Consider the following 25,252-nt stretch of genomic DNA (forward strand, 5'->3'; position numbering starts at 1 on the left):
ATGCAGTTGATTGAACATGCCGACTCGCCGCGCTCGATTCGTTTGCACGAACGCGACAACGTGGTGATTGTGGTCAATGACCAGGGCGTACCGGCCGGGACCGAGTTCCCGGATGGCCTGGTGACCGTGGACTTCATCCCCCAGAGCCACAAGGTGACCCTGGAAGATATCCCCGAGGGCGGTCAGATTATTCGCTACGGCCAGACCATCGGTTACGCCCTGGCGCCGATTCCGCGGGGCAGTTGGGTGCAGGAGGATCAACTGCGCATGCCTACCGCGCCGCCGTTGGACAGCTTGCCGCTGTCCACCGAGGTGCCTGAGGCCCAGGCACCGCTGGAAGGGTTTACCTTCGAGGGCTACCGCAACGCGGATGGCACTGTGGGCACGCGCAATATCCTCGGCATCACCACCACGGTGCAGTGCGTCACCGGTGTGCTGGACCATGCGGTCAAGCGTATCAAGGACGAATTGCTGCCCAAGTACCCGCACGTCGACGACGTGGTGGCGCTGACCCACAGCTACGGCTGCGGCGTGGCGATCACTGCAACGGATGCCTACATTCCGATCCGTACCGTGCGCAACCTGGCGCGCAACCCGAACCTGGGCGGTGAAGCCCTGGTCATCAGTCTGGGCTGCGAGAAATTGCAGGCCGGGCAGGTGATGCACGACAACGACAGCTCGGTCGACCTGAGCGAGCCCTGGCTGTACCGGCTGCAGGATTCCAGCCACGGTTTTACCGAAATGATCGAGCAGATCATGGCACTGGCCGAGACGCGCTTGAAGAAACTCGACCAGCGCCGCCGCGAAACCGTGCCGGCGTCCGAGTTGATTCTGGGCATGCAGTGTGGCGGCAGTGATGCGTTTTCCGGCATCACCGCCAACCCGGCGCTGGGCTATGCCTCGGACTTGCTGCTACGGGCCGGGGCGACGGTGATGTTTTCCGAAGTCACCGAAGTGCGCGATGCCATTTACCTGCTGACGTCTCGCGCCGAAAACACGCAAGTCGCCCAGGAACTCGTCCGGGAAATGGATTGGTACGACCGTTACCTGGCCAAGGGCGAGGCGGACCGCAGCGCCAACACCACGCCGGGCAACAAGAAGGGCGGGTTGTCGAACATCGTCGAGAAGTCCCTGGGCTCCATCGTCAAATCCGGCAGCAGCGCGATCAACGGCGTGCTGGGCCCAGGCGAGCGTTTCAAGGGCAAGGGCCTGATCTTTTGCGCAACGCCGGCCAGTGACTTTGTGTGCGGCACCTTGCAATTGGCGGCGGGGATGAACTTGCACGTGTTCACCACCGGGCGTGGCACACCTTACGGATTGGCAATGGCGCCGGTGGTCAAGGTCTCGACCCGTACGGAGTTGGCGCAGCGGTGGCCGGACCTGATCGATATCGACGCCGGGCGCATTGCCACCGGGCGCGCGACCATCGAGGAGCTGGGTTGGGAGTTGTTCCATTTCTACCTGGATGTGGCCAGCGGCAGGAAGCAGACGTGGGCGGAGCATCACAAACTGCATAACGACATCACCTTGTTCAACCCTGCGCCCATTACCTGAGACCGGGTCGCCTGCCTTCGCGAGTAAACCCGCTCCCACACTTGACCGCATTCTCATGCTGGAACTCGGTCAAGTGTGGGAGCGGTGGTGCGACGATTCGACTTGCTCGCGAAGGCGTCCTACCAGACGCCGCAGGGCTGCATGGCTTATCATTAGCCACCTACCGACGCTCACCAAGGCTCTCCCGGCATGCTGGCAATTTTCCTCACCACCCTCACCATCACCGCGCCGGTGTTTGCCATGCTGTTCCTCGGTGTGCTGCTCAAGCGCGTCAATTGGATCAACGACAACTTTATCCACACGGCCTCGTCCCTGGTGTTCAACGTCACCATGCCGGCGCTGCTGTTCCTCGGCATCCTGCATGCCGACCTGCACTCGGCGCTCAAGCCGGGCTTGCTGATCTATTTTGCCGTCGCCACCTTGCTCAGCTTCGCGCTGGCCTGGGGTTGGGCGATCTTTCGGTGCCCGCGTGAAGACCGCGGCATCTATACCCAGGGTGCGTTTCGCGGCAATAACGGCGTGATCGGTCTGGCGCTGGCTGCCAGCATGTACGGCGACTACGGCATCTCCCTGGGCGCGATTCTCGCGGCACTGGTGATCCTGTTCTACAACACCCTGTCGACCATCGTGCTGGCGGTGTACAGCCCGGTGATCAAGTCCGATCCGTGGAGCATCTGCAAGAGCGTGGTGGCCAACCCGCTGATCATCAGTGTGATCGCAGCCACGCCGTTCGCGGTGTTCCAGATTGGCTTGCCGGGTTGGCTGGAGTCTTCGGGCCAGTACCTTGCGGACATGACCTTGCCGCTGGCGCTGATCTGTATCGGTGGCACCCTGTCGCTGGCGGCCCTGCGCAAAAGCGGGAGCATGGCCCTGAGCGCCAGCCTGGTGAAGATGATCGGTTTGCCGGTTGTCGCGACGCTGGGCGCCTGGCTGTTGGGCTTCCGGGGGCCGGAGCTGGGGATTCTGTTCCTGTACTTCGGTGCGCCGACCGCAGCCGCCAGTTTTGTGATGGCCAGGGCAGCCGAGGGTAATCATGAGCTGGCGGCAGCGATTATCGTGATCACCACCTTGATGGCGGCGGTGACCACCAATATCGGAATCTTTGTGTTGCAGGCGGGCGGCTGGATCTAGCCCTCTTTCTGATAGGTTTCGATCACTTCCTGCGCCGCACGAAACGCATCAATCGCCGCCGGCACACCGGCATACACCGCGCAATGCAGCAGTGCCTCGCGGATCTCTTCCACGGTACAGCCATTGTTCAGCGCACCGCGCACATGGCCCTTGAGTTCCTGCGGGCACTTGAGCGCGGTGAGGGCTGCGAGGGTGATCAGGCTGCGGGTCTTCAGCGGTAGACCTTCGCGGTTCCACACGCTGCCCCAGGCATGTTCATTGACGAAGTCCTGCAGCGGCTGGGTGAACTCGGTGGCGTTGCCCAAGGCGCGGTCGACGAACACATCGCCCATGACCTGGCGACGCATCTCAACCCCGGGCTTTTTCTGATCGGTCATTGCGGCTCCCTCTTGTTTTGGCGGCGCCAGGCTCGCAGCGTGCTGAACAACAGAAAAGCCACCAGCACTGGCAGGACGTAATACAGCATCAGTTGTTCAAGCTTGCTGGCCAGGGGCATGCCGGTGGTAAAGGCCATCACATGCAGGCCGTACGCCAGGTACAGGCCCAGCAGCACCAGGCCTTCGGCGCGGGTCACGCGGTAGCCGGTGTAAAACACCGGCAGGCACAGCACCACCACGCCGAGCATCACCGGCAGGTCGAAATCCAGGGCATTGGGCGATACCGACAGCGGCGAGGGCGCGAGCAGGGCGGTCAGGCCCAATACGCCCAGCAGGTTGAACAGGTTGCTGCCAATCACGTTGCCCACGGCGATTTCCCGTTCGCCACGCAGGGCGGCAATCAGCGAGGTCGCCAGGCATGGCAGCGAGGTGCCGACGCCGATCAAGGTCAGGCCGATCACACGTTCCGACAAGCCCAAGTCGCCCGCCACATCGACGGCTGCGCCCAACAGCAAATGGCCGGCCAGCACCAGAATCAGCAGCCCGCCAAGCATCAGCAGCACGCTGCTCAGCCAGGGCGCGCGGGCCACGGTGTCCAGCGTGCGCGGGCGGCGGGAATGACGGGTCTGGTAGTGCAGCACACCGAGGTAGGCGACCAGGGCAACGAGCAGCACCAGGCCGTCGAGTGGCGTGAGTGCTTCATTGGCGGCGAGGGTGAACACCAGCAGCCCGGCCAGGATCATTACCGGAATATCCAGGCGCACCAGCTGGCGCGAGACCCGCAGCGGAATGATCAGCGCCGACAGGCCCAGGGTGACCAGAATGTTGAAGATACTGCTGCCGATCACGCTGCCCACCGCGATATCGGTGTTGCCGGCCAGCGTGGCTTGCAGGCTGACGGTCATCTGCGGTGCGCTGCTGCCGAAGGCCACGATCGTCAGGCCGATGATCAGCGGCCGCACCTTGAGGCTCGCGGCCAGGCGCACGGCGGCGCGCACCAGGATTTCGGCGCCGATGATCAGCAGGACCAGGCCGCTGACCAATTCCAGCAGGCTCCAGGGCGAGAGGGCGGTTAATCCGAAAATGGTCAGGGCTCCGTCTTCAGTTGCTCAGGGCTTGCACGCGCACACGCGCGGTGCCGCTGCTGATCATACCCAGTTGCTGGGCAGCCTTGCGCGAAAGATCAATCAAGCGCCCACGGGTATGCGGGCCGCGATCATTGATGCGGACAACCACGGATTTGTCGTTGTCGAGATTGGTGACCTTGACCTGGGTGCCGAACGGCAATCGCCGGTGGGCGGCGGTCAGGGCGTTCTGATTGAAGGGTTCACCGCTGGCTGTCTTATTGCCATGGTGCTTGGCGCCGTAATAGGAGGCGGTGCCGGTTTCGTCGTAGCCGTTGGGGTTGATGATGCCGCTGGCGCAACCGGCCAGTAGGGAGAACAAGGCCAGGAGGCCGAGTAGACGCTTCATGTTCAAGATGCCCCATAACAAATGTGGGAGCTGGCTTGCCTGCGATGCAGATAACTCGGTGTCTCAAGAACATCGAGGGGATGCAATCGCAGGCAAGCCCGCTCCCACAGGGTATCCGGGTGGGAAGTGAAATTTCCGCCCGGACTGTCCATCGCTATCAGCCTTCGAGCTTGCTTTTCAGCAGTTCGTTCACCTGTTGCGGGTTGGCCTTGCCTTTGGAGGCTTTCATCGCCTGGCCGACAAAGAAGCCGAACATCTTGCCGCGCTTGGCTTCGTCCGCCGCACGGTACTGTTCGACCTGCTCGGCGTTGGCTGCGAGCATTTCATCCAGCACGGCCGAGATCGCGCCGCTGTCGGTGACTTGCTTGAGACCGCGTTTCTCGATGATTTCATCGGCGCTGCCTTCACCGCTGGCCATCGCTTCAAACACGGTCTTGGCGATTTTGCCGGAGATGGTGTTGTCCTTGATGCGCAGCAGCATGCCGCCCAATTGCTCGGCGGAGACTGGGGCTTCGTCGATTTCCAGGCCCTGCTTGTTCAACAGGCTGCCCAGTTCAACCATCACCCAGTTGGCCGCCAGCTTGGCGTCACCGGCAATGCTCACGACTTTTTCAAAGTAGTTGGCTTGCTCACGGCTGGAAGCCAGCACGCTGGCGTCGTAGACCGACAGGCCGAACTGCGCCTGGAAGCGCTCGCGTTTCTGCTGCGGCAATTCCGGCAGGGTGGCCCGGATGTCGTTGAGGAACGAGTCCTCAAGCACCACCGGCAACAGGTCCGGATCGGGGAAGTAACGGTAGTCGTTGGCTTCCTCTTTGCTGCGCATGGCGCGGGTTTCATCTTTGTTCGGGTCGTACAGGCGGGTTTGCTGGATGACCTTGCCACCGTCTTCGATCAGCTCGATCTGGCGACGCACTTCGCTGTTGATCGCTTTCTCGATGAAGCGGAACGAGTTGACGTTCTTGATCTCGCAGCGAGTGCCGAACTCGACCTGGCCCTTTGGACGGATCGACACGTTGCAGTCGCAACGCAGCGAACCTTCAGCCATGTTGCCGTCGCAGATGCCCAGGTAGCGCACCAGCGCGTGGATGGTCTTGACGTAGGCTACGGCTTCCTTGGCACTGCGCATGTCCGGCTCGGACACGATTTCCAGCAGCGGCGTGCCGGCACGGTTCAGGTCGATACCGGTGGCGCCCGGGAATTCTTCGTGCAGGCTTTTACCGGCGTCTTCTTCCAAGTGCGCGCGGGTTACGCCGACGCGCTTGATGGTGCCGTCTTCCAGAGGAATGTCCAGGTGGCCCTTGCCGACGATCGGCAGTTCCATCTGGCTGATCTGGTAGCCTTTGGGCAGGTCCGGGTAGAAGTAGTTCTTACGCGCGAACACGTTGTGCTGGCCGATCTCGGCGTCAATTGCCAGGCCGAACATCACCGCCATGCGTACCGCTTCCTGGTTCAGCACCGGCAGTACGCCGGGCATGCCCAGGTCGACCAGGCTGGCCTGGGTGTTGGGCTCGGAGCCGAACGTGGTGGCGCTACCGGAGAAAATCTTCGATTGGGTGGCGAGCTGGGTATGAATCTCCAGCCCGATCACAACTTCCCATTGCATAGTGTTCTCCTCAGAAGCCGGTAGGGGTGCGAGTGTGCCAGTCGGTGTTCAACTGGTACTGGTGCGCCACATTGAGCAGGCGGCCTTCCTGGAAATACGGGGCGAGCAATTGCACGCCGACCGGCAGGCCATCGACGAAACCGGCAGGCATGGACAAGCCCGGCAGGCCCGCGAGGTTGGCGGTGATGGTGTACAGGTCTTCCAGGTACTCGGCGATCGGGTCGCCGGTCTTGGCGCCGATCTTCCAGGCCGGGTTTGGCGTGGTTGGGCCGAGGATCACGTCGACTTCTTCAAAGGCTGCCATGAAGTCGTTCTTGATCAGGCGACGGATTTTCTGCGCCTTGAGGTAGTACGCGTCGTAGTAACCGGCCGACAGGGCGTAGGCACCGACCATAATCCGGCGTTGCACTTCGGCACCGAAACCTTCGCCACGGGAGCGCTTATAAAGGTCGGTGAGGTCTTTCGGGTTTTCGCAGCGATAGCCGAAACGCACGCCGTCGAAGCGCGACAGGTTGGAAGAGGCTTCTGCCGGCGCGATCACGTAGTACGCAGGAATTGCGTGCTGGTTGTTCGGCAGGCTGATTTCCTTGATGACGGCACCCAGGCTTTCCAGCGTCTTCACGCTGTTGTGCACCAGCTCAGCAATGCGCGGGTCGAGACCGGCGCTGAAGTATTCCTTCGGCACACCGATACGCAGGCCCTTGAGCGACGTGTTCAGGCTGGCGCTGTAGTCCGGCACGCGCTCGTCGATGCTGGTGGAGTCCTGTTTATCGAAGCCTGCCATGCCTTGTAACAAAATTGCGCAGTCTTCAGCGGTGCGCGCCAGAGGGCCACCCTGATCGAGGCTGGAGGCGTAGGCGATCATGCCCCAACGGGAAACGCGACCGTAGGTCGGCTTCAGGCCGGTGAGGTTGGTAAAGGCCGCTGGCTGGCGGATCGAACCGCCGGTATCGGTGGCCGTGGCGGCGGGCAGGAAGCGCGCAGCAACTGCGGCCGCCGAACCACCCGACGAACCGCCAGGCACGTGGTCCAGGTTCCACGGGTTTTTCACCGCGCCGTAGTAGCTCGACTCGTTGGCCGAACCCATGGCGAATTCGTCCATGTTGGTCTTGCCCAGGGTCACGGCCCCGGCGGCAGCCAGCTTGGACACCACAGTGGCGTCGTAGGGAGCCTTGAAGTTGTCGAGCATCTTCGAGCCGCAGCTGGTGCGGATGCCCTGGGTGCAGAACAGGTCCTTGTGGGCGATCGGTGCGCCCAGCAGTGCGCCATTTTCACCGTTGGCGCGACGTGCGTCGGCGGCCTTGGCCTGGCTCAAGGCCAGCTCTTCGGTGAGGCTGATGAAGCTGTTGACCTTGGGATCGTGCTCGGCGATGCGCGCCAGCAGGGTCTTGGTCAGCTCTTCGGAAGAAAACGTTTTGTCGGCGAGACCGCGGGCGATCTCGGCCAGAGTCATATGATGCATTGCAGGCTCTTTCCCTTTAGTCGATGACTTTCGGAACCAGATACAGGCCGTTTTCGACCGCTGGCGCGATGGACTGGTAGGCCTCGCGATTATTACTCTCGGTCACGACGTCTGCGCGCAGGCGCTGGCTGGCTTCCAGCGGGTGAGCCAGGGGCTCGATACCGTCGGTATTTACGGCCTGCATTTGGTCGACCAGCCCGAGAATGCTGTTCAGGGCTGCGGTGGTCTGTGGAAGATCGGCATCATTGAGGCCAAGCGAGGCCAGGTGCGCGATTTTTTCCACGTCGGAGCGTTCAAGCGTCATGGGAATCTCCAGTGGAAAACAGAACGGAGGCTGTCCGTGTGTTAGATTGTCGGAACACTACCGCATTTCTACGGTCTTACGGCCGCGATTGTGGGGTTAGGTGCACAGAAAGTCGGCCAATTTAGCACATTGGCGCCTTGCCCAAAATCCCTGTCGTTGTTAGAGTTTGCCGCACTTTTTTACCCACGCGTTGCCTAGGGTCCCTTTCCCATGTTCAAGAAACTGCGTGGCATGTTTTCCAGCGATCTTTCCATTGACCTGGGCACTGCCAACACCCTTATTTACGTGCGCGAGCGCGGTATCGTCCTGAATGAGCCATCGGTTGTGGCCATTCGGACCCATGGTAATCAGAAAAGTGTCGTTGCCGTCGGCACCGAGGCCAAGCGCATGCTCGGCCGTACACCAGGCAATATTGCTGCCATTCGTCCGATGAAAGACGGCGTGATCGCCGACTTCAGTGTCTGCGAGAAGATGCTGCAGTACTTCATCAACAAGGTTCACGAAAACAGTTTCCTGCAGCCCAGCCCTCGTGTGCTGATCTGCGTTCCATGCAAGTCCACCCAGGTTGAGCGTCGTGCCATCCGTGAATCGGCCCTTGGCGCCGGTGCCCGTGAAGTGTTCCTGATCGAAGAGCCAATGGCTGCTGCGATCGGTGCCGGCCTGCCGGTTGAAGAAGCCCGCGGTTCGATGGTGGTGGATATCGGTGGTGGTACCACTGAAATCGCCCTGATCTCCCTGAATGGTGTGGTGTATGCCGAATCCGTACGCGTAGGCGGCGACCGCTTCGACGAAGCGATCATCACTTATGTACGTCGTAACTACGGCAGCCTGATCGGTGAATCCACCGCTGAGCGCATCAAGCAGGAAATCGGCACCGCCTACCCAGGCGGCGAAGTGCGCGAAGTCGATGTGCGCGGTCGCAACCTGGCCGAAGGCGTTCCACGTGCCTTCACCCTGAACTCCAATGAAGTGCTGGAAGCTCTGCAAGAGTCCCTGGCCACTATCGTTCAGGCGGTGAAAAGCGCCCTGGAGCAATCGCCGCCGGAACTGGCTTCCGACATCGCCGAGCGTGGCCTGGTACTGACCGGTGGTGGCGCCTTGCTGCGCGACCTCGACAAGCTGCTGGCCCAAGAGACTGGGCTGCCGGTGATCGTCGCCGAAGACCCGCTGACTTGCGTTGCCCGTGGCGGTGGTCGTGCACTGGAAATGATGGATAAACACACCATGGACCTGCTCTCCAGCGAATAAGTCATTGCTGGTCAGCCCATGTTTCGCCCGCAGGCAGCACTTTGCAGTGCTGCCTGTTGGCGTTTATCTTCTTCAATCTGCATCCAGGCCGGTTAGATGCCGTATGAATAAAGAGAACATTTGCCTGGGAGGAGCGGCTTATTAAACCGCTTTTCGCCAAAGGCCCCTCATTGGGCGTGCGCCTGTTGGTGCTGGTCGTGCTTTCGGTCGCGCTGATGGTGGTCGATGCCCGCTTTGCACTGCTCAAACCCGTGCGCAGCCAGATGTCGCTGGTGTTGATGCAGACTTACTGGATCACCGACCTGCCGCAACGTCTGTACCAGGGCGTGGCCAGCCAATTCGGCAGCCGCACCGAGCTGGTCGCCGAGAACGAAAAACTCAAGACCGAAAACCTGCTGTTGCAGGGGCGCATGCAGAAGCTCGCGGCCCTCACCGAGCAGAACGTTCGGCTGCGCGAGTTGCTCAATTCCTCCGCACTGGTCAACGAAAAGGTCGAAGTGGCTGAGTTGATCGGCATGGACCCCAACCCCTTCACCCATCGCATCATCATCAACAAGGGTGAGCGCGACGGTGTGGTCCTCGGCCAGCCCGTGCTCGACGCCCGTGGCCTGATGGGCCAGGTGGTTGAGCTGATGCCCTACACCTCGCGGGTATTGCTGCTGACGGACACGACCCACAGCATTCCGGTGCAGGTCAACCGCAATGGCCTGCGCGCGATTGCCAGCGGCACCGGTAATCCGGAGCGTCTGGAATTGCGCCATGTGGCTGACACCGCTGACATCAAGGAAGGCGATCTGCTGGTCAGCTCCGGCCTGGGCCAGCGTTTCCCGGCGGGTTACCCGGTGGCGACGGTCAAGGAAGTAATCCACGATTCCGGTCAGCCGTTCGCCATTGTGCGTGCCGTGCCGACTGCCGCCCTGAACCGCAGCCGTTACCTGCTGCTGGTGTTCAGTGATAACCGTACGCCGGAAGAGCGCGCCAACGACGCTGCGCAGGCGCAGGAAGCGGAAGACAAGCAAAACGGTACAGCTGCGATCGTTCCGGCGACGGTGCCCAAGCCGGCATTCGTGGGGCCACCCGCACCGACGGCGGCTCCGGCAGCGCCCGTCGCCACCCCGGTCAAGCCGGCAGCCCATAGCACGCCTCCAGCCAAGCCGGCAGTGACTAAACCCGCAGCCGCGACACCGGCTGCCAAGCCTCCGGCAACTGCCCCGGCAACCACGCGGCAGAGGGAGGAATAATGGCCAATACTCATTCGCGCAACGGCTGGATCGTCTGGCTGACCTTTGCTATCGGTATGCTGCTTAGCGTTTCGCCATTGCCGCAATTCATGGAAATCCTGCGCCCGCTCTGGCTGGCACTGCTGCTGGCCTTCTGGTCGCTGAACCTGCCGCATAAAGTCGGCATGGTCACGGCGATGTTCCTGGGCTTGGCGGAAGATGTGCTCTATGGCACCTTGCTGGGTCAGAACGCGTTGATCCTGACCCTGATCACCTTCCTGGTGTTGTCGTTGCAGCAACGCCTGCGCATGTTCCCGATGTGGCAGCAGTGCCTGGTGATCCTGGTGATCTTCGGCCTGGCGCAGTTGGTTCAGCTGTGGCTGAGCGCCTTGACCGGCAACCGCCAGCCAACCCTGGCGCTGGTATTGCCGGCGCTGGTCAGTGCCTTGCTCTGGCCATGGATCAGCTTCGGTCTGCGTGGGTTGCGTCGTCGCTATAAAATCAATTGAATGGATTGCGAGGCTCTGCCTGGTTATCGAACCCTACAGGGAGAGTCTGCAATGAATTCGCTTTACCTGGCCTCGGGCTCCCCGAGGCGGCGTGAACTGCTGGTCCAGATCGGTGTGCCTTTCACCGTGGTCAGCGCCGCTATCGATGAAACTCCTCTTACAAACGAATCCGCCGTTTCCTACGTCGAGCGCCTTGCGCGCGGCAAGGCGGCGGCGGGTTTTGCTGTGCTCGAAAGCACTGACGACGTGTGTGTGCTGGGTGCCGATACCGCCGTGATCGTCGATGGCCAGATACTCGGTAAGCCCGTGGATCAGGCCGATGCCCTGGCAATGCTGATGGCGCTGGCGGGGCGTGAACATGACGTGCTGACCGCTATTGCCCTCACCGATGGCCAGCGTTGCGAGACTGTTTGTGTAAGCAGTCGTGTACGGTTTCGCGGGATTTCCGTCGAGGAAGCGACCACCTACTGGCAGAGTGGCGAACCCCAGGACAAGGCGGGCGGCTATGCTATTCAAGGGTTGGGCTCAGTATTTGTCGCCGGACTCAATGGCAGTTATTCCGCTGTGGTAGGCCTGCCGGTGTGCGAAACCGCACAACTGCTCGCCCAATTCGGCATACCCTGTTGGCAAAACCTTACCGCGCGCTGAACGCCGTATTCCAGCGCCCAGCCTTAAGCGACCGGTCACTATTGTGAAAACGCCTGAACGAGACCCAGCCATGAGTGAAGAGATTCTGATCAATATCACGCCGATGGAATCGCGCGTGGCGGTGGTAGAGAACGGTGTTCTGCAAGAAGTGCACGTTGAGCGCACCCAGAAACGCGGGATCGTCGGCAATATCTACAAAGGCAAAGTCGTGCGGGTATTGCCGGGAATGCAGGCGGCGTTCGTCGACATCGGCCTGGACCGAGCCGCGTTTATCCATGCTTCGGAAATTTCCCTGCGCGAAGGGCCGGCGGTAGAAAGCATCAGCGCCTTGGTGCACGAAGGGCAGAGCCTGGTGGTGCAAGTCACCAAGGACCCCATCGGTTCCAAAGGCGCGCGCCTGACCACTCAGCTGTCGATTCCGTCGCGTTACCTGGTGTACATGCCGCGCACCGCGCATGTCGGTATTTCCCTGAAGATCGAAGACGAAGCCGAGCGCGAGCGTCTCAAAAAGGTGGTCAGCGACTGCGTGGCTGCCGAAGGCATCAAGGAAGCGGGCGGCTTCATCCTGCGCACTGCCGCTGAAGGTGCGGGTGCCGATGAGATCCTCATGGATATCCGTTATCTACGGCGGCTATGGGACCAGATCGGCGCACAGATCAAGACCATCGGCGCACCCAGTGTGATCTACGAAGACCTCGGCCTGGCCCTGCGTACGTTGCGCGACCTGGTCAGCCCGAAGATTGAGAAAATTCGCATCGACTCGCGGGAAACATTCCAGCGCACCACGCAATTTGTGGCCGAGCTGATGCCGGAAATTGCCGACCGCCTGGAACACTACCCCGGCGAGCGACCGATCTTCGACCTGTATGGCGTCGAAGACGAAATCCAGAAAGCCCTGGAACGCAAGGTGCCACTCAAGTCCGGAGGCTACCTGGTGGTGGACCCGGCGGAAGCCATGACCACTATCGACGTCAACACCGGCGCGTTCGTGGGCCATCGCAACCTCGAAGAAACCATCTTCAAGACCAACCTCGAAGCCGCCACCGCGATCGCGCGCCAACTGCGCCTGCGCAACCTCGGCGGCATCATCATCATCGACTTCATCGACATGGAAGATGAAGAGCACCAGCGCCAAGTACTGCGTACCCTGGAGAAACAGCTGGAGCGCGATCACGCCAAGACCAACATTATCGGCATCACCGAGCTGGGCCTGGTGCAGATGACGCGCAAGCGCACCCGCGAAAGCCTGGAGCAGGTATTGTGCGAGCCGTGCAGCAGTTGCCAGGGGCGCGGTAAATTGAAGACGCCGGAAACCGTTTGCTACGAGATTTTCCGCGAAATCCTGCGAGAAGCGCGAGCCTACCAGGCCGAAGGTTACAGAGTGCTCGCCAACCAGAAAGTGGTCGACCGGTTGCTGGATGAAGAGTCCGGTAACGTTGCTGAGCTGGAAGGGTTTATCGGGCGCACGATACGCTTCCAGGTCGAAACCATGTATTCCCAGGAACAATACGACGTGGTGCTGCTCTGATCCCCATTCGCTTACCTTTTATGAGACAGGCAGGCCTTGATCTGCCGTCCGACTACTGCCTTGAGGGTCGCCTGACATGGAGCGTCTGATACGCTTTTTTGCCGCTTTGACCCGTTGGAGCCTGGGCCTCTGTGCCTTGTTGCTGGTATTGGCGGCGGTGTATGTGAGCCTGGGGCGTGAATTGACGCCGCTGGTGGCCGAGTACCGTGCGGAGATCGAAGCCAAGGCCCAGGCCGCGGTGGACATGCCGCTGCACATTGGCAGCGTTGAAGGCCGCTGGAGCGGGTTCGCACCGGTATTGCGGGCCCACGATGTGATGCTGGGCGAGGGCAGCAGTGCCTTGCGTCTGGATCAGGTCGAAGTGGTGCCGGATATGTGGGCCAGCCTGATGGCCCGCGAGGTGCGCATTGCCCACCTGCAGGTCGGCGGTCTGCAGCTCAGTGCCAAGGAAGACAAGGATGGCAAGTGGGCGCTGCAAGGTCTGCCGGTGCAGGACGATCAGCCCGTGGACCCTGAGCAGCTGCTCAAGAACATGCAAAAGGTCGAGCGCGTGTCGTTGCTCGACAGCCAGGTGACCTTGCAGCCATTTGACCAGGCGCCGGTGACCCTGACGTATGTCGGCCTGAGCCTGCACACTGGCGTCACCCGCCAACGCCTGGATGCACGCCTGACCTTGCCCGACGGCCAGCCATTGGCGGTGAGCCTGCGCACGCGTATTCGCGCCAGTCAATGGAAGGACGGTGAAGTCCAGGCCTACCTGAGCCTGCCGCAAAGCGACTGGGCCAAGTGGATTCCGGCCAAACTGACCCAGCAGTGGAAGCTCACCCAATTCAAGGCCGGTGGTGAATTCTGGCTGACCTGGGCCCAAGGCACCGTGCAGAGCGCGGTGGTGCGCCTCAATTCGCCGCAGGTGAAGGGCAGCTACGCCGACCGCAAACCTGTGCATATCGAGAATCTGGCGCTCACCGCTTACCTGCAACGCAGCGAAACCGGTCTCAAGGTCCTGTTCGACTCACTGGCGATGAACCTGGGGGACACCCGCTGGGAATCGCGCCTGCAACTGCAACAGCGCCTGGCCACCGACAAGGATCTGGAAGTCTGGAAGCTCCAGGCCGACCGCCTGGACCTGACCCCGATCACGCCGCTGCTCAATGCCCTGGCGCCGCTGCCGGAAGGTTTTGCCAAGACTATCCAGCACCTTAAGGCCACAGGCCTGCTGCGTAATGTGCTGGTGGACTTTCGTCCTGAAGATACGACCGATCAAAAAGTCAGCTTCGCCGCCAACCTCGAACGCATCGGGTTTGATGCCTACATGGGTGCGCCCGCCGCGCGTAACGTATCCGGCAGCATCAGCGGCGATCTGGGCCATGGCGAGTTACGCATGGACAGCAAGGACTTTTCCCTGCACCTCGATCCGATCTTTGCCAAGCCGTGGCAGTACATCCAGGCCAATGCACGCCTGACGTGGAAGCTCGACAAGGAAGGCTTCACCCTGATTGCCCCATACATCAAGGTGCTGGGTGAGGAGGGCAACGTCGCTGCCGATTTCCTGATTCGCCTGCATTTCGACCACAGCCAGGAAGACTACATGGACCTGCGGGTCGGCATGGTCGATGGTGATGGGCGATTCACCCCCAAGTACCTGCCTGCGGTGTTGAGCCCGGCGCTGGATGAGTGGCTGCGCACCGCGATTCTCAAGGGCGCAGTGGACCAGGGCTTCTTCCAGTATCAGGGGTCGCTGAACCACGACGCGCTACCGGCGTCGCGTAATATCAGCCTGTTCTTCAAGGTGCATGACGCCGAATTGGCGTTTCAGCCGGGCTGGCCTCATGTGAGCAAGGTCAGCGGCGAAGTGTTTGTCGAGGAGAGCGGCGTACGCATCCTCGCCAGCAAGGGCCAGTTGCTCGACACCAAGGTCAAGGACGTCTACGTCAATATTCCCCACGCCCCGGAGGGCAAGGACAGTCATCTGTTGTTGACGGGTGGGTTTGCCGGTGGCTTGGGCGACGGTTTGAAAATCCTCCAGGAAGCGCCGATCGGCACCGCTTCGACCTTTGCCGGCTGGAAAGGTGACGGTGACCTGCAAGGCAGCCTTGACCTGGATATACCACTGGCGAAAGGCACCGAGCCGAAGATCGTGGTGGACTTCAAGACGGATAAATCGCGCCTGCAATTGGCAGAGCCGACCCTGGACTTGACCCAGCTCAAGGGCGATTTCCGTTTCGACAGCGCCAAGGGCCTCAGTGGCCAGAACATCACGGCCCAGGCGTTCGACCGGCCGATCACTGCGCAGATTGTTGCCGATGGCAAGCCGGGGAATATCAGCACGCGTGTGACTGCCAAGGGCCAAGTGACGGTCAAGCGGCTGACGGACTGGTTGAATATCAGCCAACCGTTGCCAGTGTCCGGCGATGTGCCTTACCAACTGCAACTGACCCTGGATGGCGCCGATAGCCAATTGATGGTCAGCTCCAATCTGAAGGGCGTTGCCGTGGACCTGCCGGCACCGTTCGGCATGCCCGCCAGCCAAGGACGTGACAGTGTGTTCCGCATGACCTTGCAGGGCGCCGAGCGTCGTTATTGGTTTGACTACGGCGAACTGGCCAACTTCACGTTTGCCGCGCCGCCGGACAAATTCAACGACGGGCGTGGCGAACTTTTCCTCGGCGATGGCGATGCAGTGTTGCCAGGGGCCAAGGGTTTGCGTATTCGCGGCGTGCTGTCTGAACTCGATATCGACCCGTGGAAGAAACTGGTAGACCGCTACGCGGGCAATGATCCGGGCGGTAGCGCGAAGCAGTTGCTCAGTGGTGCCGACTTCAAGGTAGGCAAGCTGACCGGCTTTGGCACTCAGTTTGATCAGGTCAATCTGCAACTGGACCGCAAGCCTGCGGCCTGGGGCCTGCAGCTCGACAGTCAGCAAGCCAAGGGCACGGTCAACCTGCCGGACGCCAAAGGCGCGCCGATTGCGATCAACCTGCAGTATGTGAAGCTGCCGGCAGTGGACCCGACGGTGCAGGCTGACGAAAACGCGCCAGACCCCTTGGCCGATGTCGATCCAAAAAATATCCCTGCACTGGATATCGCCATCGACCAGCTGTTCCAGGGCCCGGACCTGATAGGCACCTGGTCGCTGAAAATCCGCCCGACGGCCAAAGGCATGGCCTTCAATAACCTGGACCTTGGCCTCAAGGGCATGCAGCTCAAGGGCGCCGGTGGTTGGGAAGGGACGGCGGGCGACAGCAGCAGTTGGTACAAAGGCCGTCTGGATGGCAAGAATATCGGTGATGTGCTCAAGGGTTGGGGTTATGCGCCCACTGTCACCAGTCAGGATTTCCATCTGGATGTGGACGGTCGCTGGCCCGGCTCGCCAGCCTACGTCGGGCCCAAGCGTTTCTCCGGTAGTCTGGACGCATCGTTCCGCAACGGCCAGTTCGTAGAAGTGGAAGGCGGCGCCCAGGCGCTGCGGGTGTTTGGCCTGCTGAACTTCAACTCCATTGGACGCCGTCTGCGGCTGGACTTCTCGGACTTGCTCGGCAAGGGTTTGAGCTATGACCGGGTCAAAGGCTTGTTGGCGGCCAGTAATGGCGTGTTCGTGACCCGGGAGCCGATCACCATGACCGGGCCTTCCACTAACCTGGAGCTCAACGGCACCCTGGACCTGGTCACAGACCGTGTCGACGCCAAGCTGCTGGTCACCCTGCCAGTGACCAATAACCTGCCGATCGCCGCGCTGATCGTGGGCGCGCCCGCCATTGGTGGCGCGCTGTTCCTGATCGACAAACTGATCGGTGACCGTGTTGCGCGCTTTGCCAGCGTGCAATACAAGGTCGAAGGCCCGTGGAAGGACCCGAAAATCACCTTCGATAAGCCATTTGAAAAGCCAAACTGAGAGCCTGTGGAGTAGCATGGCGGCCTATCCATTACGGAGGGTCGGTCCATGTCCTTTGCGGTAATTCAAATGGTCAGCCAGAGCGATGTGCTGGCCAACCTGGCCCAGGCCCGGCGTCTGCTGGAACACGCCGCGGCGGGTGGCGCGAAGCTGGCGGTATTACCGGAAAACTTCGCCGCCATGGGCCGCCGCGACGTGGCCGACATCGGTCGCGCCGAAGCGCTGGGCGAAGGCCCGATCCTGCCGTGGTTGAAACAGACCGCCCGCGACCTCACCTTATGGATAGTGGCCGGTACTTTGCCGCTGCCGCCCAAGGATCGGCCGAACGCCAAGTCCAATGCCTGCTCGCTACTGGTCGATGATCAGGGCGAAATCGTTGCCCGTTACGACAAGCTGCACCTGTTCGATGTGGATGTCGCCGATGCTCGCGGTCGCTATCGCGAATCCGACGACTATGCTTTCGGAGATCATGTGGTGGTGGCGGACACGCCCGTCGGCCGGTTGGGCCTGACGGTGTGTTATGACCTGCGCTTCCCCGAGCTGTACAGTGAGCTGCGCGCGGCGGGGGCTGAATTGATCACCGCGCCTTCAGCGTTTACGGCGGTGACCGGCGCCGCGCACTGGGATGTGCTGATCCGTGCACGTGCCATCGAGACCCAGTGTTACCTGCTGGCGGCGGCTCAAGGCGGGGTGCATCCGGGGCCACGGGAAACCTATGGCCACGCGGCGATTGTCGACCCTTGGGGCCGTGTGCTGGCACAACAGGATAAAGGCGAAGCGGTGTTGCTGGCCGAACGCGATAGCAGTGAACAGGCGTCGATACGGGCGCGCATGCCGGTGGTCAACCATCGGCGCTTTTTCTCGCAGGGCGCACAGCGACCTGCTTCGGAACGATGAATTTAAGGCCATACCTATGAGCGAGTTGTTGTCCTCAGTCAGTGATCACCTCCTGGCCCCCGGTGGCGTGACCATCGAAAGCTTGCAAACCGTGCTTGGCGATCTGGCCGGGCCGGGCATCGACGCGGCCGACCTGTATTTCCAGGGGCAGATTTCCGAGTCCTGGGCTCTGGAAGACGGCATCGTCAAGGAAGGCAGTTTCAACCTCGATCAGGGTGTGGGTGTGCGTGCGCAGTCCGGTGAGAAAACCGGTTTTGCCTACAGCAACGCGATCACCCTGGAAGCCTTGGGCCTGGCCGCGCGTGCCGCGCGCTCGATCTCCCGTGCGGGCCAAAATGGCACGGTGCAGGCGTTCAGCACCCAGGACGTGGCGCAGTTGTACGCGCCGGATAACCCCCTGGAAGTGATCAGTCGTGCGGAAAAGGTCGAGCTGCTCAAGCGTATCGACGCTGCAACCCGCGCCCTCGACCCGCGTATCCAGCAAGTCACCGTGAGCATGGCCGGTGTGTGGGAGCGCATTCTGGTGGCGTCCACCGACGGCGGCCTGGCGGCGGATGTGCGGCCGCTGGTGCGCTTCAACGTCAGTGTGATCGTCGAACAGAACGGTCGCCGCGAACGCGGTGGCCATGGCGGCGGCGGGCGTACCGACTACCGTTATTTCCTCACCGACGACCGTGCCATGGGGTATGCCCGTGAAGCGTTGCGCCAGGCGCTGGTCAATCTGGAAGCCATCCCGGCGCCGGCCGGTACATTGCCGGTGGTGTTGGGTTCGGGCTGGTCCGGCGTGCTGCTGCACGAAGCGGTCGGCCATGGCCTGGAAGGTGACTTCAACCGCAAGGGCAGTTCGGCCTATAGCGGGCGCATGGGCGAGATGGTTGCGTCCAAGCTCTGCACCATCGTCGATGATGGCACCCTGGCCGGGCGCCGTGGCTCGCTGAGCGTCGACGACGAAGGCACGCCAACCGAATGCACCACCCTGATCGAAAACGGCGTGCTCAAGGGCTACATGCAAGACAAGCTTAACGCCCGCCTGATGGGCGTGGCGCGCACCGGTAACGGTCGGCGTGAATCCTACGCGCACCTGCCGATGCCGCGGATGACCAACACCTACATGCTCGGTGGCGAAAGCGATCCGGCGGAAATCATTGCTTCGGTGAAACGCGGCATCTACTGCGCCAACCTCGGCGGCGGTCAGGTGGACATCACCAGCGGCAAGTTCGTGTTCTCCACCAGCGAGGCGTACCTGATCGAAGACGGCAAGATCACCGCGCCGGTCAAAGGCGCAACGTTGATTGGTAACGGTCCTGAAGCGATGAGCAAGGTGTCGATGGTCGGTAACGACCTGTCGCTGGACAGCGGCGTGGGTACCTGCGGGAAGGATGGGCAGTCGGTGCCGGTGGGTGTCGGCCAGCCAACGCTGAAGATTGATGCGATCACCGTGGGTGGCACGGGGTCGTAAGGGGTGGAGCTTCGGGTGGCGCAGAACGCCACCCGGGGAAGAGGATCAACGCAGGCCGCGTTGAGTCTCGTCCAGCTCACGGATGTACTTGAAGATTTTACGGCTGGTGGCGGGCGCCTTGTTATGCGCCAGTTCGTGCTGGGCCTGACGGATCAGGGAGCGCAGTTGCTGGCGGTCCGCATCCGGGTAGTCCATCACGAATTTCTCCAGCACCGCGTCATCGCCCGAGATCAGGCGGTCACGCCAGCGTTCCAGGTTATGGAAGCGTTCGTTGTACTGGCGAGTCGAGGCATCGGTTTGATCGAGCAAAGTCAAAATGGCGTCGATGTCCTGATCGCGCATGAGCTTGCCGATAAACGAGATGTGCCGTTTACGCGCGATATTCGCGGTGTGCTTGGGCGCATCGGCCAGGGCACGACGCATTTCGTCGGTCAGTGGCAGTTTTGCAATCAAGTCTTTTTTGAGCGTAGTAAGGCGCTCGCCGAGGTCGACCAGAGCATGCAGCTCACGTTTGACCTGGGTTTTGCTTTTCTCCCCATCGAGGGAGTCGTCGTAAGAATCAACCATGGTGGCAGTCCGCAAAGAAACGCCGCCATGATAACCAGTCGGGGGCCGCTTGTCCGGCCCGGTCGCTCGATGGCCTTAACCGAAAGCAGAATTTGAGTGGAGATAACCATGAGTGCAGCCCAAAGCGTCGGTCCGCAAGCGTTACCGGCACTGCAGGAACAAGTCGAGCAGATCCTTGCCGAGGCCAAGCGCCAGGGGGCCAGTGCCTGTGAAGTGGCGGTGTCGCTGGAGCAGGGGCTGTCGACGTCGGTCCGTCAGCGGGAAGTGGAGACTGTTGAGTTCAACCGCGACCAGGGTTTCGGCATCACGCTGTACATGGGGCAGCGCAAAGGTTCGGCCAGCACCTCGGCCAGCGGTCCGGACGCGATCCGCGAGACGGTGGCCGCAGCGTTGGCAATCGCCAAGCACACCTCCGAGGATGAAAGCTCTGGCCTGGCCGATAAAGCGCTGATGGCCAAGGACCTGCAGGATTTCGATCTGTTTCACGCCTGGGATATCACACCCGAACAGGCCATTGAAAAGGCGCTGATCTGCGAAGCGGCCGCGTTCGACGCCGATCCCCGCATCAAGAACGCGGATGGCACCACGTTGAGCACGCACCAGGGGTGCCGCGTGTATGGCAACAGCCATGGCTTTATCGGTGGTTATGCATCCACCCGTCATAGCTTGAGCTGCGTGATGATCGCCGAAGCCGATGGCCAGATGCAGCGTGATTACTGGTATGACGTGAACCGTCAGGGCGAGTTGCTGGCGGACGCGGTCAGCATTGGTCAGCGCGCCGCGCAGCGTGCGGCGAGCCGTCTGGGTGCGCGCCCGGTGCCGACCTGTGAAGTGCCGGTGCTGTTTTCAGCGGAACTGGCCGGTGGGTTGTTTGGCAGCTTCCTGGGGGCGATTTCCGGTGGCAACTTGTACCGCAAATCCTCGTTCCTGGAAGGCTCGATCGGCCAGAAACTGTTCCCGGAGTGGCTGACCATCGATGAACGTCCGCACTTGATGCGCGCCATGGGCAGTACGTCGTTCGACGGTGATGGCCTGGCGACTTATGCCAAGCCGTTCGTCGAGAAGGGCGAGTTGGTGTCTTACGTGCTGGGCACATACGCCGGTCGCAAGCTGGGCCTGCCCAGCACCGCCAACTCCGGCGGCGTGCATAACCTGTTCGTCACCCACGGCGATGAAGACCAGGCGGCGCTGCTGCGGCGAATGGGGCGTGGCCTGCTAGTGACTGAGTTAATGGGCCATGGCCTGAACATGGTCACCGGTGATTACTCCCGGGGGGCGGCGGGTTTCTGGGTGGAAAATGGCGAAATTCAGTTCGCCGTCCAGGAGGTGACCATCGCCGGCAATATGCGCGACATGTTCAAGCAGATCGTTGCTGTGGGTAATGATCTGGAACTGCGCAGCAACATTCGCACAGGCTCTGTGTTGATCGAGCGGATGACTGTCGCTGGCAGCTGACCCTTCCGACGCTTCACCCAATAAAGGCGCGCCCTCCTCAAGACGGCGCGCCTTTTTTTGTGCGTGCATTGCAGGTGGTTAGTTTGTTGCGCTTGTTTTGATTCTCAATATCATTTAATAATAAATATCATTACCGAATGAGTGTGGATCATGAGTTCTGTCCTGCATGAGGATCCTTACCTGGAGAGCTGGCGCTGGATGAGTCGCCAGATTCGCTGCGGCCTCGACCCCAACGAACCGCGCCTGATCGAACATTACCTCAATGAGGGGCGATACCTGGCGTGCTGCACGGCGACCCATCCGTGGACGATCGCAGAAACTTCATTCCACCTGCTGCTCGATACCGCCAGCGACATCGCACTGCCCTGGCATTGGCGCTCTCTGTGCCTGGATCAAGCCTGGCGCCCCCTGCGCGACCTGGAAAAACTCTCCCACTGCGCATGCCGCCTCAAGCGGTGGCAGTCCTTTGCGTGGCGATTGGCGACCTGCGAGTTGCTGCCCTCGATTTCTGTTTCTGACCTGGTGCAAGGATCTTCCGATGAGTAACACCCGTATCGAACGCGACAGCATGGGCGAACTGCAAGTGCCGGCCGAGGCCTTGTATGGTGCGCAAACCCAGCGCGCGGTGAACAACTTCCCGATCAGTCATCAACGCATGCCGGCGCAATTCATCCGCGCCCTGATCCTGGCCAAGACCGCCGCCGCCAAGGTCAACGTCGACCTCAAGCAAATCAGCGAAGGCCAGGGCAAGGCCATCGTCGACGCCGCCCAAGGCTTGCTGGAAGGCGACTTCATGCGTCACTTCCCGGTGGATATCTTCCAGACGGGCTCCGGCACTAGCTCCAACATGAACGCCAATGAAGTGATTGCCACCCTCGCTACCCGGTTGCTTGGCGAATCGGTCAACCCCAACGACCACGTGAACTGCGGCCAAAGCAGCAACGACATCATTCCGACCACCATCCATGTCAGTGCCGCACTGGTCCTGCATGAGCAAACGCTGCCGGCCCTGCTGCATTTGGTGCAAGTCATTGAACAGAAAGCCGAGGAGGTTCACCCGTTCATCAAAACCGGCCGAACGCACCTGATGGACGCCATGCCTGTGCGCATGAGCCAGGTGCTCAACGGTTGGTCGCAGCAGCTCAAGGCCAATATCGGCCACTTGCAGGATCTATTGCCGAGCCTGCAAGCGCTGGCCCAGGGCGGTACGGCGGTTGGCACTGGGATCAACGCACACCCGGAATTCGCTGTGCGTTTCAGTCAGCAACTGAGCAGCCTGACCGGCGTGAAATTCACGCCCGGCAAGAACCTGTTCGCGCTGATTGGCTCCCAGGACACCGCCGTCGCGGTCTCCGGCCAGTTAAAAGCCATTGCCGTGTCGCTGATGAAAATCGCTAACGACCTGCGCTGGATGAACTCCGGTCCGCTCGCGGGCCTGGGTGAAATCGAACTGGAAGGCCTGCAGCCTGGCTCGTCGATCATGCCTGGCAAGGTCAATCCGGTGATCCCGGAAGCGACGGCGATGGTTGCCGCCCAGGTTATCGGTAATGACGCGGTGATCACCGTCGCAGGCCAGTCCGGCAACTTCGAGTTGAACGTGATGCTGCCGATCATCGCGCAGAACCTGCTCAGCAGCCTCGAATTGCTGGCCAATGCCAGCCGTTTGCTGGCCGATAAAGCCATCGCCAGTTTCAAGGTCAACGAAGCCAAGCTCAAGGAAGCGCTGTCGCGCAACCCGATCCTGGTGACCGCGCTCAACCCGATCATCGGTTACCAAAAGGCCGCTGAAATTGCCAAGAAGGCCTATCAGCAAGGCCGTCCGGTGATTGACGTCGCCCTTGAACACACCGACTTACCGCGCAGCCAACTGGAAGTTCTGCTGGATCCGGAAAAACTCACGGCCGGCGGCGTGTAATCACCGACCCTGCTTTGGAGGCTCACCATGGAGCACTGGAAACGCACGATCGAACGGGCCAATCGCTGCTTTATGGCAGGCGAGTTGGTGGACGCTCGCGAGGCCTATTTGCAAGCCCTCGCCTTGGCCCAAGTGTTGTTCGAACGCTGGGCGGACGCCGACGAAGCAGTGGCGGCTTGCGTCATTTCCCATCACAACCTGGCGGACCTGCACCTGCGCCTGAATCAGCCGGAGGAAAGCGCGGAATACCTTTGCGCCATCCACCAGCGCCTGCTGCAGACCCTGCAGGATCCGCGGCTGAACCCGCAATTGCGGGAAGCGGCGCTGCGCCAGAGCAGCAAGACCTACGTCGAGCTCTTGAATTTCATCAGCGATCACGGCGAGTACCCTCGCACTCATCGCCTGTTGGGTGGCGCAGCGGCGCAACCCACCCCTCCTCAATACGGAGCACATTGATATGACTTATACCTTGCCTGCATTGCCTTACGCCTACGACGCCCTGGAACCGCATATCGATGCGCAAACCATGGAGATCCACTACACCAAGCACCATCAGACCTACATCAACAACCTCAACGCTGCCGTCGACGGCACCGAGTTCGCCGGCTGGCCGGTGGAGAAGCTGGTCTCCAGCGTGCAGCAACTGCCGGAAAAGCTGCGCGCAGCCGTGATCAATCAGGGCGGCGGCCATGCCAACCACTCGCTGTTCTGGGCAGTGATGTCGCCCAAAGGTGGCGGTAAACCCGACGGCGCATTGGGAAAAGCCATCGAGGAGCAGTTGGGCGGTTTCGACAGCTTCAAGGAGGCTTTCACCAAGGCTGCGCTGACCCGTTTTGGCAGCGGCTGGGCCTGGCTGAGCGTCAATCCACAAAAGACCCTGGTGGTGGAAAGCAGCGGTAACCAAGACAGTCCGCTGATGAGCGGCAACACGCCGATCCTAGGTCTAGACGTCTGGGAACACGCCTACTATTTGCTGTACCAGAACCGCCGCCCGGAATACATCAATGCCTTCTACAGTGTTATCAACTGGCCAGAAGTCGCCGCACGCTATCAGGCCGCCGTGGCCTGACATTCACCTTCATAACAAGATCTAAGGCCGACTATGGGCACTGAAACACTGGCGATCAGCAGCGGGCGAATGTTTCGTTATGCGTTTGGCTCGCTGCTGCTATTGGCAGGTACTGCATTGCTGGTGGCCCACGGGCTGGCGTGGCTGAACCTGGAGCCGCGCATTCTGCGCGCCCTGCAGGGCGGATCCATCTGTGCGCTCGGGACGGCGCTCGGCGCGGTGCCGGTGCTGGTTATCCGGCGCATGCCGGTGGCATTGAGCGATACGCTGCTGGGCTTTGGGGCTGGGGTGATGTTGGCGGCGACCGCGTTTTCGCTGATCGTGCCGGGCATCGCTGCGGCTGAAGGCCTGGGGCTCTCGCCCTGGGGGGCCAGTGGATTGATCAGTTTTGGCATTATGTTGGGCGCCTTCGGGCTGTATCTGGTTGACCGCAAAGTCTCCGGCGCCAGCCCGGAAATGCTGGTGGGCACGCCGGACAAACCGGTGATCCCGCCGCGTATCTGGCTGTTTGTGTTTGCCATCATTGCCCACAATATCCCGGAAGGCATGGCTGTGGGTGTCTCGGCGGGCGGCGGCATGCCGGATGCTGACAGCCTGGCCATGGGCATCGCCTTGCAGGACGTGCCGGAAGGGCTGGTGATTGCGTTGGTGTTGGCCGGGGCGGGGATGTCGCGGGGCAAGGCGTTCTTGATCGGTGCGGCGTCAGGTCTGGTGGAGCCGGTGTTTGCGGTGCTTTGTGCCTGGTTGGTCAGCCTTGCCGAAGTAGTGTTGCCACTGGGTTTGGCGCTTGCCGCTGGCGCGATGCTGCTGGTGGTGACTCACGAGGTCATCCCCGAGTCGCGACGCAATGGTCATGAAAAGCTCGCCAGCCTTGGGTTGTGCATCGGATTTTGCTTGATGATGGTGATGGACACGGCTTTGGGATAATACCCGCTCCCTTG

The 25,252-nt window shown here is 61.2% G+C and carries 23 protein-coding genes; 16 read left to right on the forward strand and 7 right to left on the reverse strand.

Annotated elements, in window-relative coordinates; translation table 11 throughout:
* Together garD and AB4N92_RS16440 are read left to right on the forward strand one after the other, a co-directional pair.
* Positions 1 to 1,554: a galactarate dehydratase gene (garD, locus tag AB4N92_RS16435; protein ID WP_010213151.1), complete on the forward strand. Its 1,554-nt coding sequence runs from the start codon at positions 1 to 3 to the stop codon at positions 1,552 to 1,554.
* A 189-nt stretch (positions 1,555 to 1,743) separates the two neighbouring features.
* Entirely contained in the window at positions 1,744 to 2,685 is a 942-nt protein-coding gene (locus AB4N92_RS16440) for an AEC family transporter (protein WP_021491890.1), read from the forward strand.
* Here AB4N92_RS16440 and AB4N92_RS16445 read toward each other — a convergent pair.
* The 6 genes from AB4N92_RS16445 to gatC form a co-directional block, all read right to left on the reverse strand.
* Positions 2,682 to 3,062, reverse strand: coding sequence for a carboxymuconolactone decarboxylase family protein (locus tag AB4N92_RS16445; protein WP_010213149.1), 381 nt, complete (start codon positions 3,060 to 3,062; stop codon positions 2,682 to 2,684). The two genes, AB4N92_RS16440 and AB4N92_RS16445, sit on opposite strands and share 4 nt — an antisense overlap.
* The gene (locus AB4N92_RS16450) at positions 3,059 to 4,105 is read right to left on the reverse strand and encodes a calcium/sodium antiporter (RefSeq protein ID WP_021491889.1); all 1,047 of its coding nucleotides are present in this window, start codon (positions 4,103 to 4,105) and stop codon (positions 3,059 to 3,061) included. Before AB4N92_RS16450 ends, AB4N92_RS16445 begins: the two co-directional genes overlap by 4 nt.
* A 58-nt stretch (positions 4,106 to 4,163) precedes the next feature.
* Positions 4,164 to 4,535, reverse strand: a complete 372-nt coding sequence (locus AB4N92_RS16455) for a septal ring lytic transglycosylase RlpA family protein (protein ID WP_010213146.1) — start codon at positions 4,533 to 4,535, stop codon at positions 4,164 to 4,166.
* A 157-nt stretch (positions 4,536 to 4,692) separates the two neighbouring features.
* Entirely contained in the window at positions 4,693 to 6,138 is a 1,446-nt protein-coding gene (gene gatB, locus AB4N92_RS16460) for an Asp-tRNA(Asn)/Glu-tRNA(Gln) amidotransferase subunit GatB (RefSeq protein ID WP_010213144.1), read from the reverse strand.
* A gap of 10 nt (positions 6,139 to 6,148) precedes the next feature.
* On the reverse strand, positions 6,149 to 7,600 hold the full coding sequence (gene gatA / locus AB4N92_RS16465; protein WP_042571663.1) for an Asp-tRNA(Asn)/Glu-tRNA(Gln) amidotransferase subunit GatA: 1,452 nt from the start codon (positions 7,598 to 7,600) through the stop codon (positions 6,149 to 6,151).
* A 16-nt stretch (positions 7,601 to 7,616) separates the two neighbouring features.
* A complete protein-coding gene (gene gatC / locus AB4N92_RS16470; RefSeq protein ID WP_010213142.1) occupies positions 7,617 to 7,904 on the reverse strand; it encodes an Asp-tRNA(Asn)/Glu-tRNA(Gln) amidotransferase subunit GatC in 288 nt (95 codons plus the stop codon).
* Between the two features lie 210 nt (positions 7,905 to 8,114).
* Here gatC and mreB point away from each other — a divergent pair, with 210 nt between their 5' ends.
* The 8 genes from mreB (at position 8,115) to tldD (ending at position 19,305) form a co-directional block, all read left to right on the forward strand.
* Positions 8,115 to 9,152 carry a rod shape-determining protein MreB gene (mreB, locus tag AB4N92_RS16475; RefSeq protein WP_002555108.1) on the forward strand — a complete coding sequence of 346 codons (1,038 nt, stop codon included), beginning with the start codon at positions 8,115 to 8,117 and terminating at the stop codon, positions 9,150 to 9,152.
* Positions 9,153 to 9,340: 188 nt separating this feature from the next.
* A complete protein-coding gene (gene mreC, locus AB4N92_RS16480) occupies positions 9,341 to 10,393 on the forward strand; it encodes a rod shape-determining protein MreC (RefSeq protein WP_370737436.1) in 1,053 nt (350 codons plus the stop codon).
* Complete coding sequence (gene mreD, locus AB4N92_RS16485) at positions 10,393 to 10,881, forward strand: rod shape-determining protein MreD (RefSeq protein ID WP_010213138.1); 489 nt, start codon at positions 10,393 to 10,395, stop codon at positions 10,879 to 10,881. The genes mreC and mreD overlap by 1 nt, the downstream gene beginning before the upstream one ends.
* Before the next feature lie 51 nt (positions 10,882 to 10,932).
* Complete coding sequence (locus AB4N92_RS16490) at positions 10,933 to 11,529, forward strand: Maf family protein (RefSeq protein ID WP_010213136.1); 597 nt, start codon at positions 10,933 to 10,935, stop codon at positions 11,527 to 11,529.
* A 70-nt stretch (positions 11,530 to 11,599) separates the two neighbouring features.
* Positions 11,600 to 13,057, forward strand: coding sequence for a ribonuclease G (gene rng / locus AB4N92_RS16495; RefSeq protein ID WP_010213134.1), 1,458 nt, complete (start codon positions 11,600 to 11,602; stop codon positions 13,055 to 13,057).
* A 76-nt stretch (positions 13,058 to 13,133) separates the two neighbouring features.
* On the forward strand, positions 13,134 to 16,949 hold the full coding sequence (locus tag AB4N92_RS16500) for a YhdP family protein (RefSeq protein ID WP_198831953.1): 3,816 nt from the start codon (positions 13,134 to 13,136) through the stop codon (positions 16,947 to 16,949).
* 48 nt (positions 16,950 to 16,997) lie between these two features.
* Complete coding sequence (locus tag AB4N92_RS16505; protein ID WP_010213131.1) at positions 16,998 to 17,846, forward strand: carbon-nitrogen hydrolase family protein; 849 nt, start codon at positions 16,998 to 17,000, stop codon at positions 17,844 to 17,846.
* Between the two features lie 16 nt (positions 17,847 to 17,862).
* Positions 17,863 to 19,305: a metalloprotease TldD gene (tldD, locus tag AB4N92_RS16510; RefSeq protein WP_010213129.1), complete on the forward strand. Its 1,443-nt coding sequence runs from the start codon at positions 17,863 to 17,865 to the stop codon at positions 19,303 to 19,305.
* Positions 19,306 to 19,350: 45 nt separating this feature from the next.
* Here tldD and yjgA read toward each other — a convergent pair whose 3' ends face one another.
* Positions 19,351 to 19,872: a ribosome biogenesis factor YjgA gene (yjgA, locus tag AB4N92_RS16515; RefSeq protein ID WP_010213128.1), complete on the reverse strand. Its 522-nt coding sequence runs from the start codon at positions 19,870 to 19,872 to the stop codon at positions 19,351 to 19,353.
* Between the two features lie 108 nt (positions 19,873 to 19,980).
* Here yjgA and pmbA point away from each other — a divergent pair, with 108 nt between their 5' ends.
* The 6 genes from pmbA (at position 19,981) to AB4N92_RS16545 (ending at position 25,238) form a co-directional block, all read left to right on the forward strand.
* Positions 19,981 to 21,327 carry a metalloprotease PmbA gene (pmbA, locus tag AB4N92_RS16520; protein WP_010213126.1) on the forward strand — a complete coding sequence of 449 codons (1,347 nt, stop codon included), beginning with the start codon at positions 19,981 to 19,983 and terminating at the stop codon, positions 21,325 to 21,327.
* Positions 21,328 to 21,477: 150 nt separating this feature from the next.
* Positions 21,478 to 21,873, forward strand: coding sequence for a hypothetical protein (locus AB4N92_RS16525; protein ID WP_021491886.1), 396 nt, complete (start codon positions 21,478 to 21,480; stop codon positions 21,871 to 21,873).
* Positions 21,866 to 23,242 carry a class II fumarate hydratase gene (locus AB4N92_RS16530; protein ID WP_010213124.1) on the forward strand — a complete coding sequence of 459 codons (1,377 nt, stop codon included), beginning with the start codon at positions 21,866 to 21,868 and terminating at the stop codon, positions 23,240 to 23,242. The genes AB4N92_RS16525 and AB4N92_RS16530 overlap by 8 nt, the downstream gene beginning before the upstream one ends.
* A gap of 27 nt (positions 23,243 to 23,269) precedes the next feature.
* A complete protein-coding gene (locus tag AB4N92_RS16535; protein WP_021491884.1) occupies positions 23,270 to 23,698 on the forward strand; it encodes a hypothetical protein in 429 nt (142 codons plus the stop codon).
* 1 nt (position 23,699) lies between these two features.
* Positions 23,700 to 24,311, forward strand: a complete 612-nt coding sequence (locus AB4N92_RS16540; protein WP_010213122.1) for a superoxide dismutase — start codon at positions 23,700 to 23,702, stop codon at positions 24,309 to 24,311.
* Positions 24,312 to 24,344: 33 nt separating this feature from the next.
* A complete protein-coding gene (locus AB4N92_RS16545; RefSeq protein ID WP_010213121.1) occupies positions 24,345 to 25,238 on the forward strand; it encodes a ZIP family metal transporter in 894 nt (297 codons plus the stop codon).
* Positions 25,239 to 25,252 lie beyond the last annotated feature (14 nt).

It is taken from the genome of Pseudomonas sp. S3_A09 (assembly GCF_054668065.1).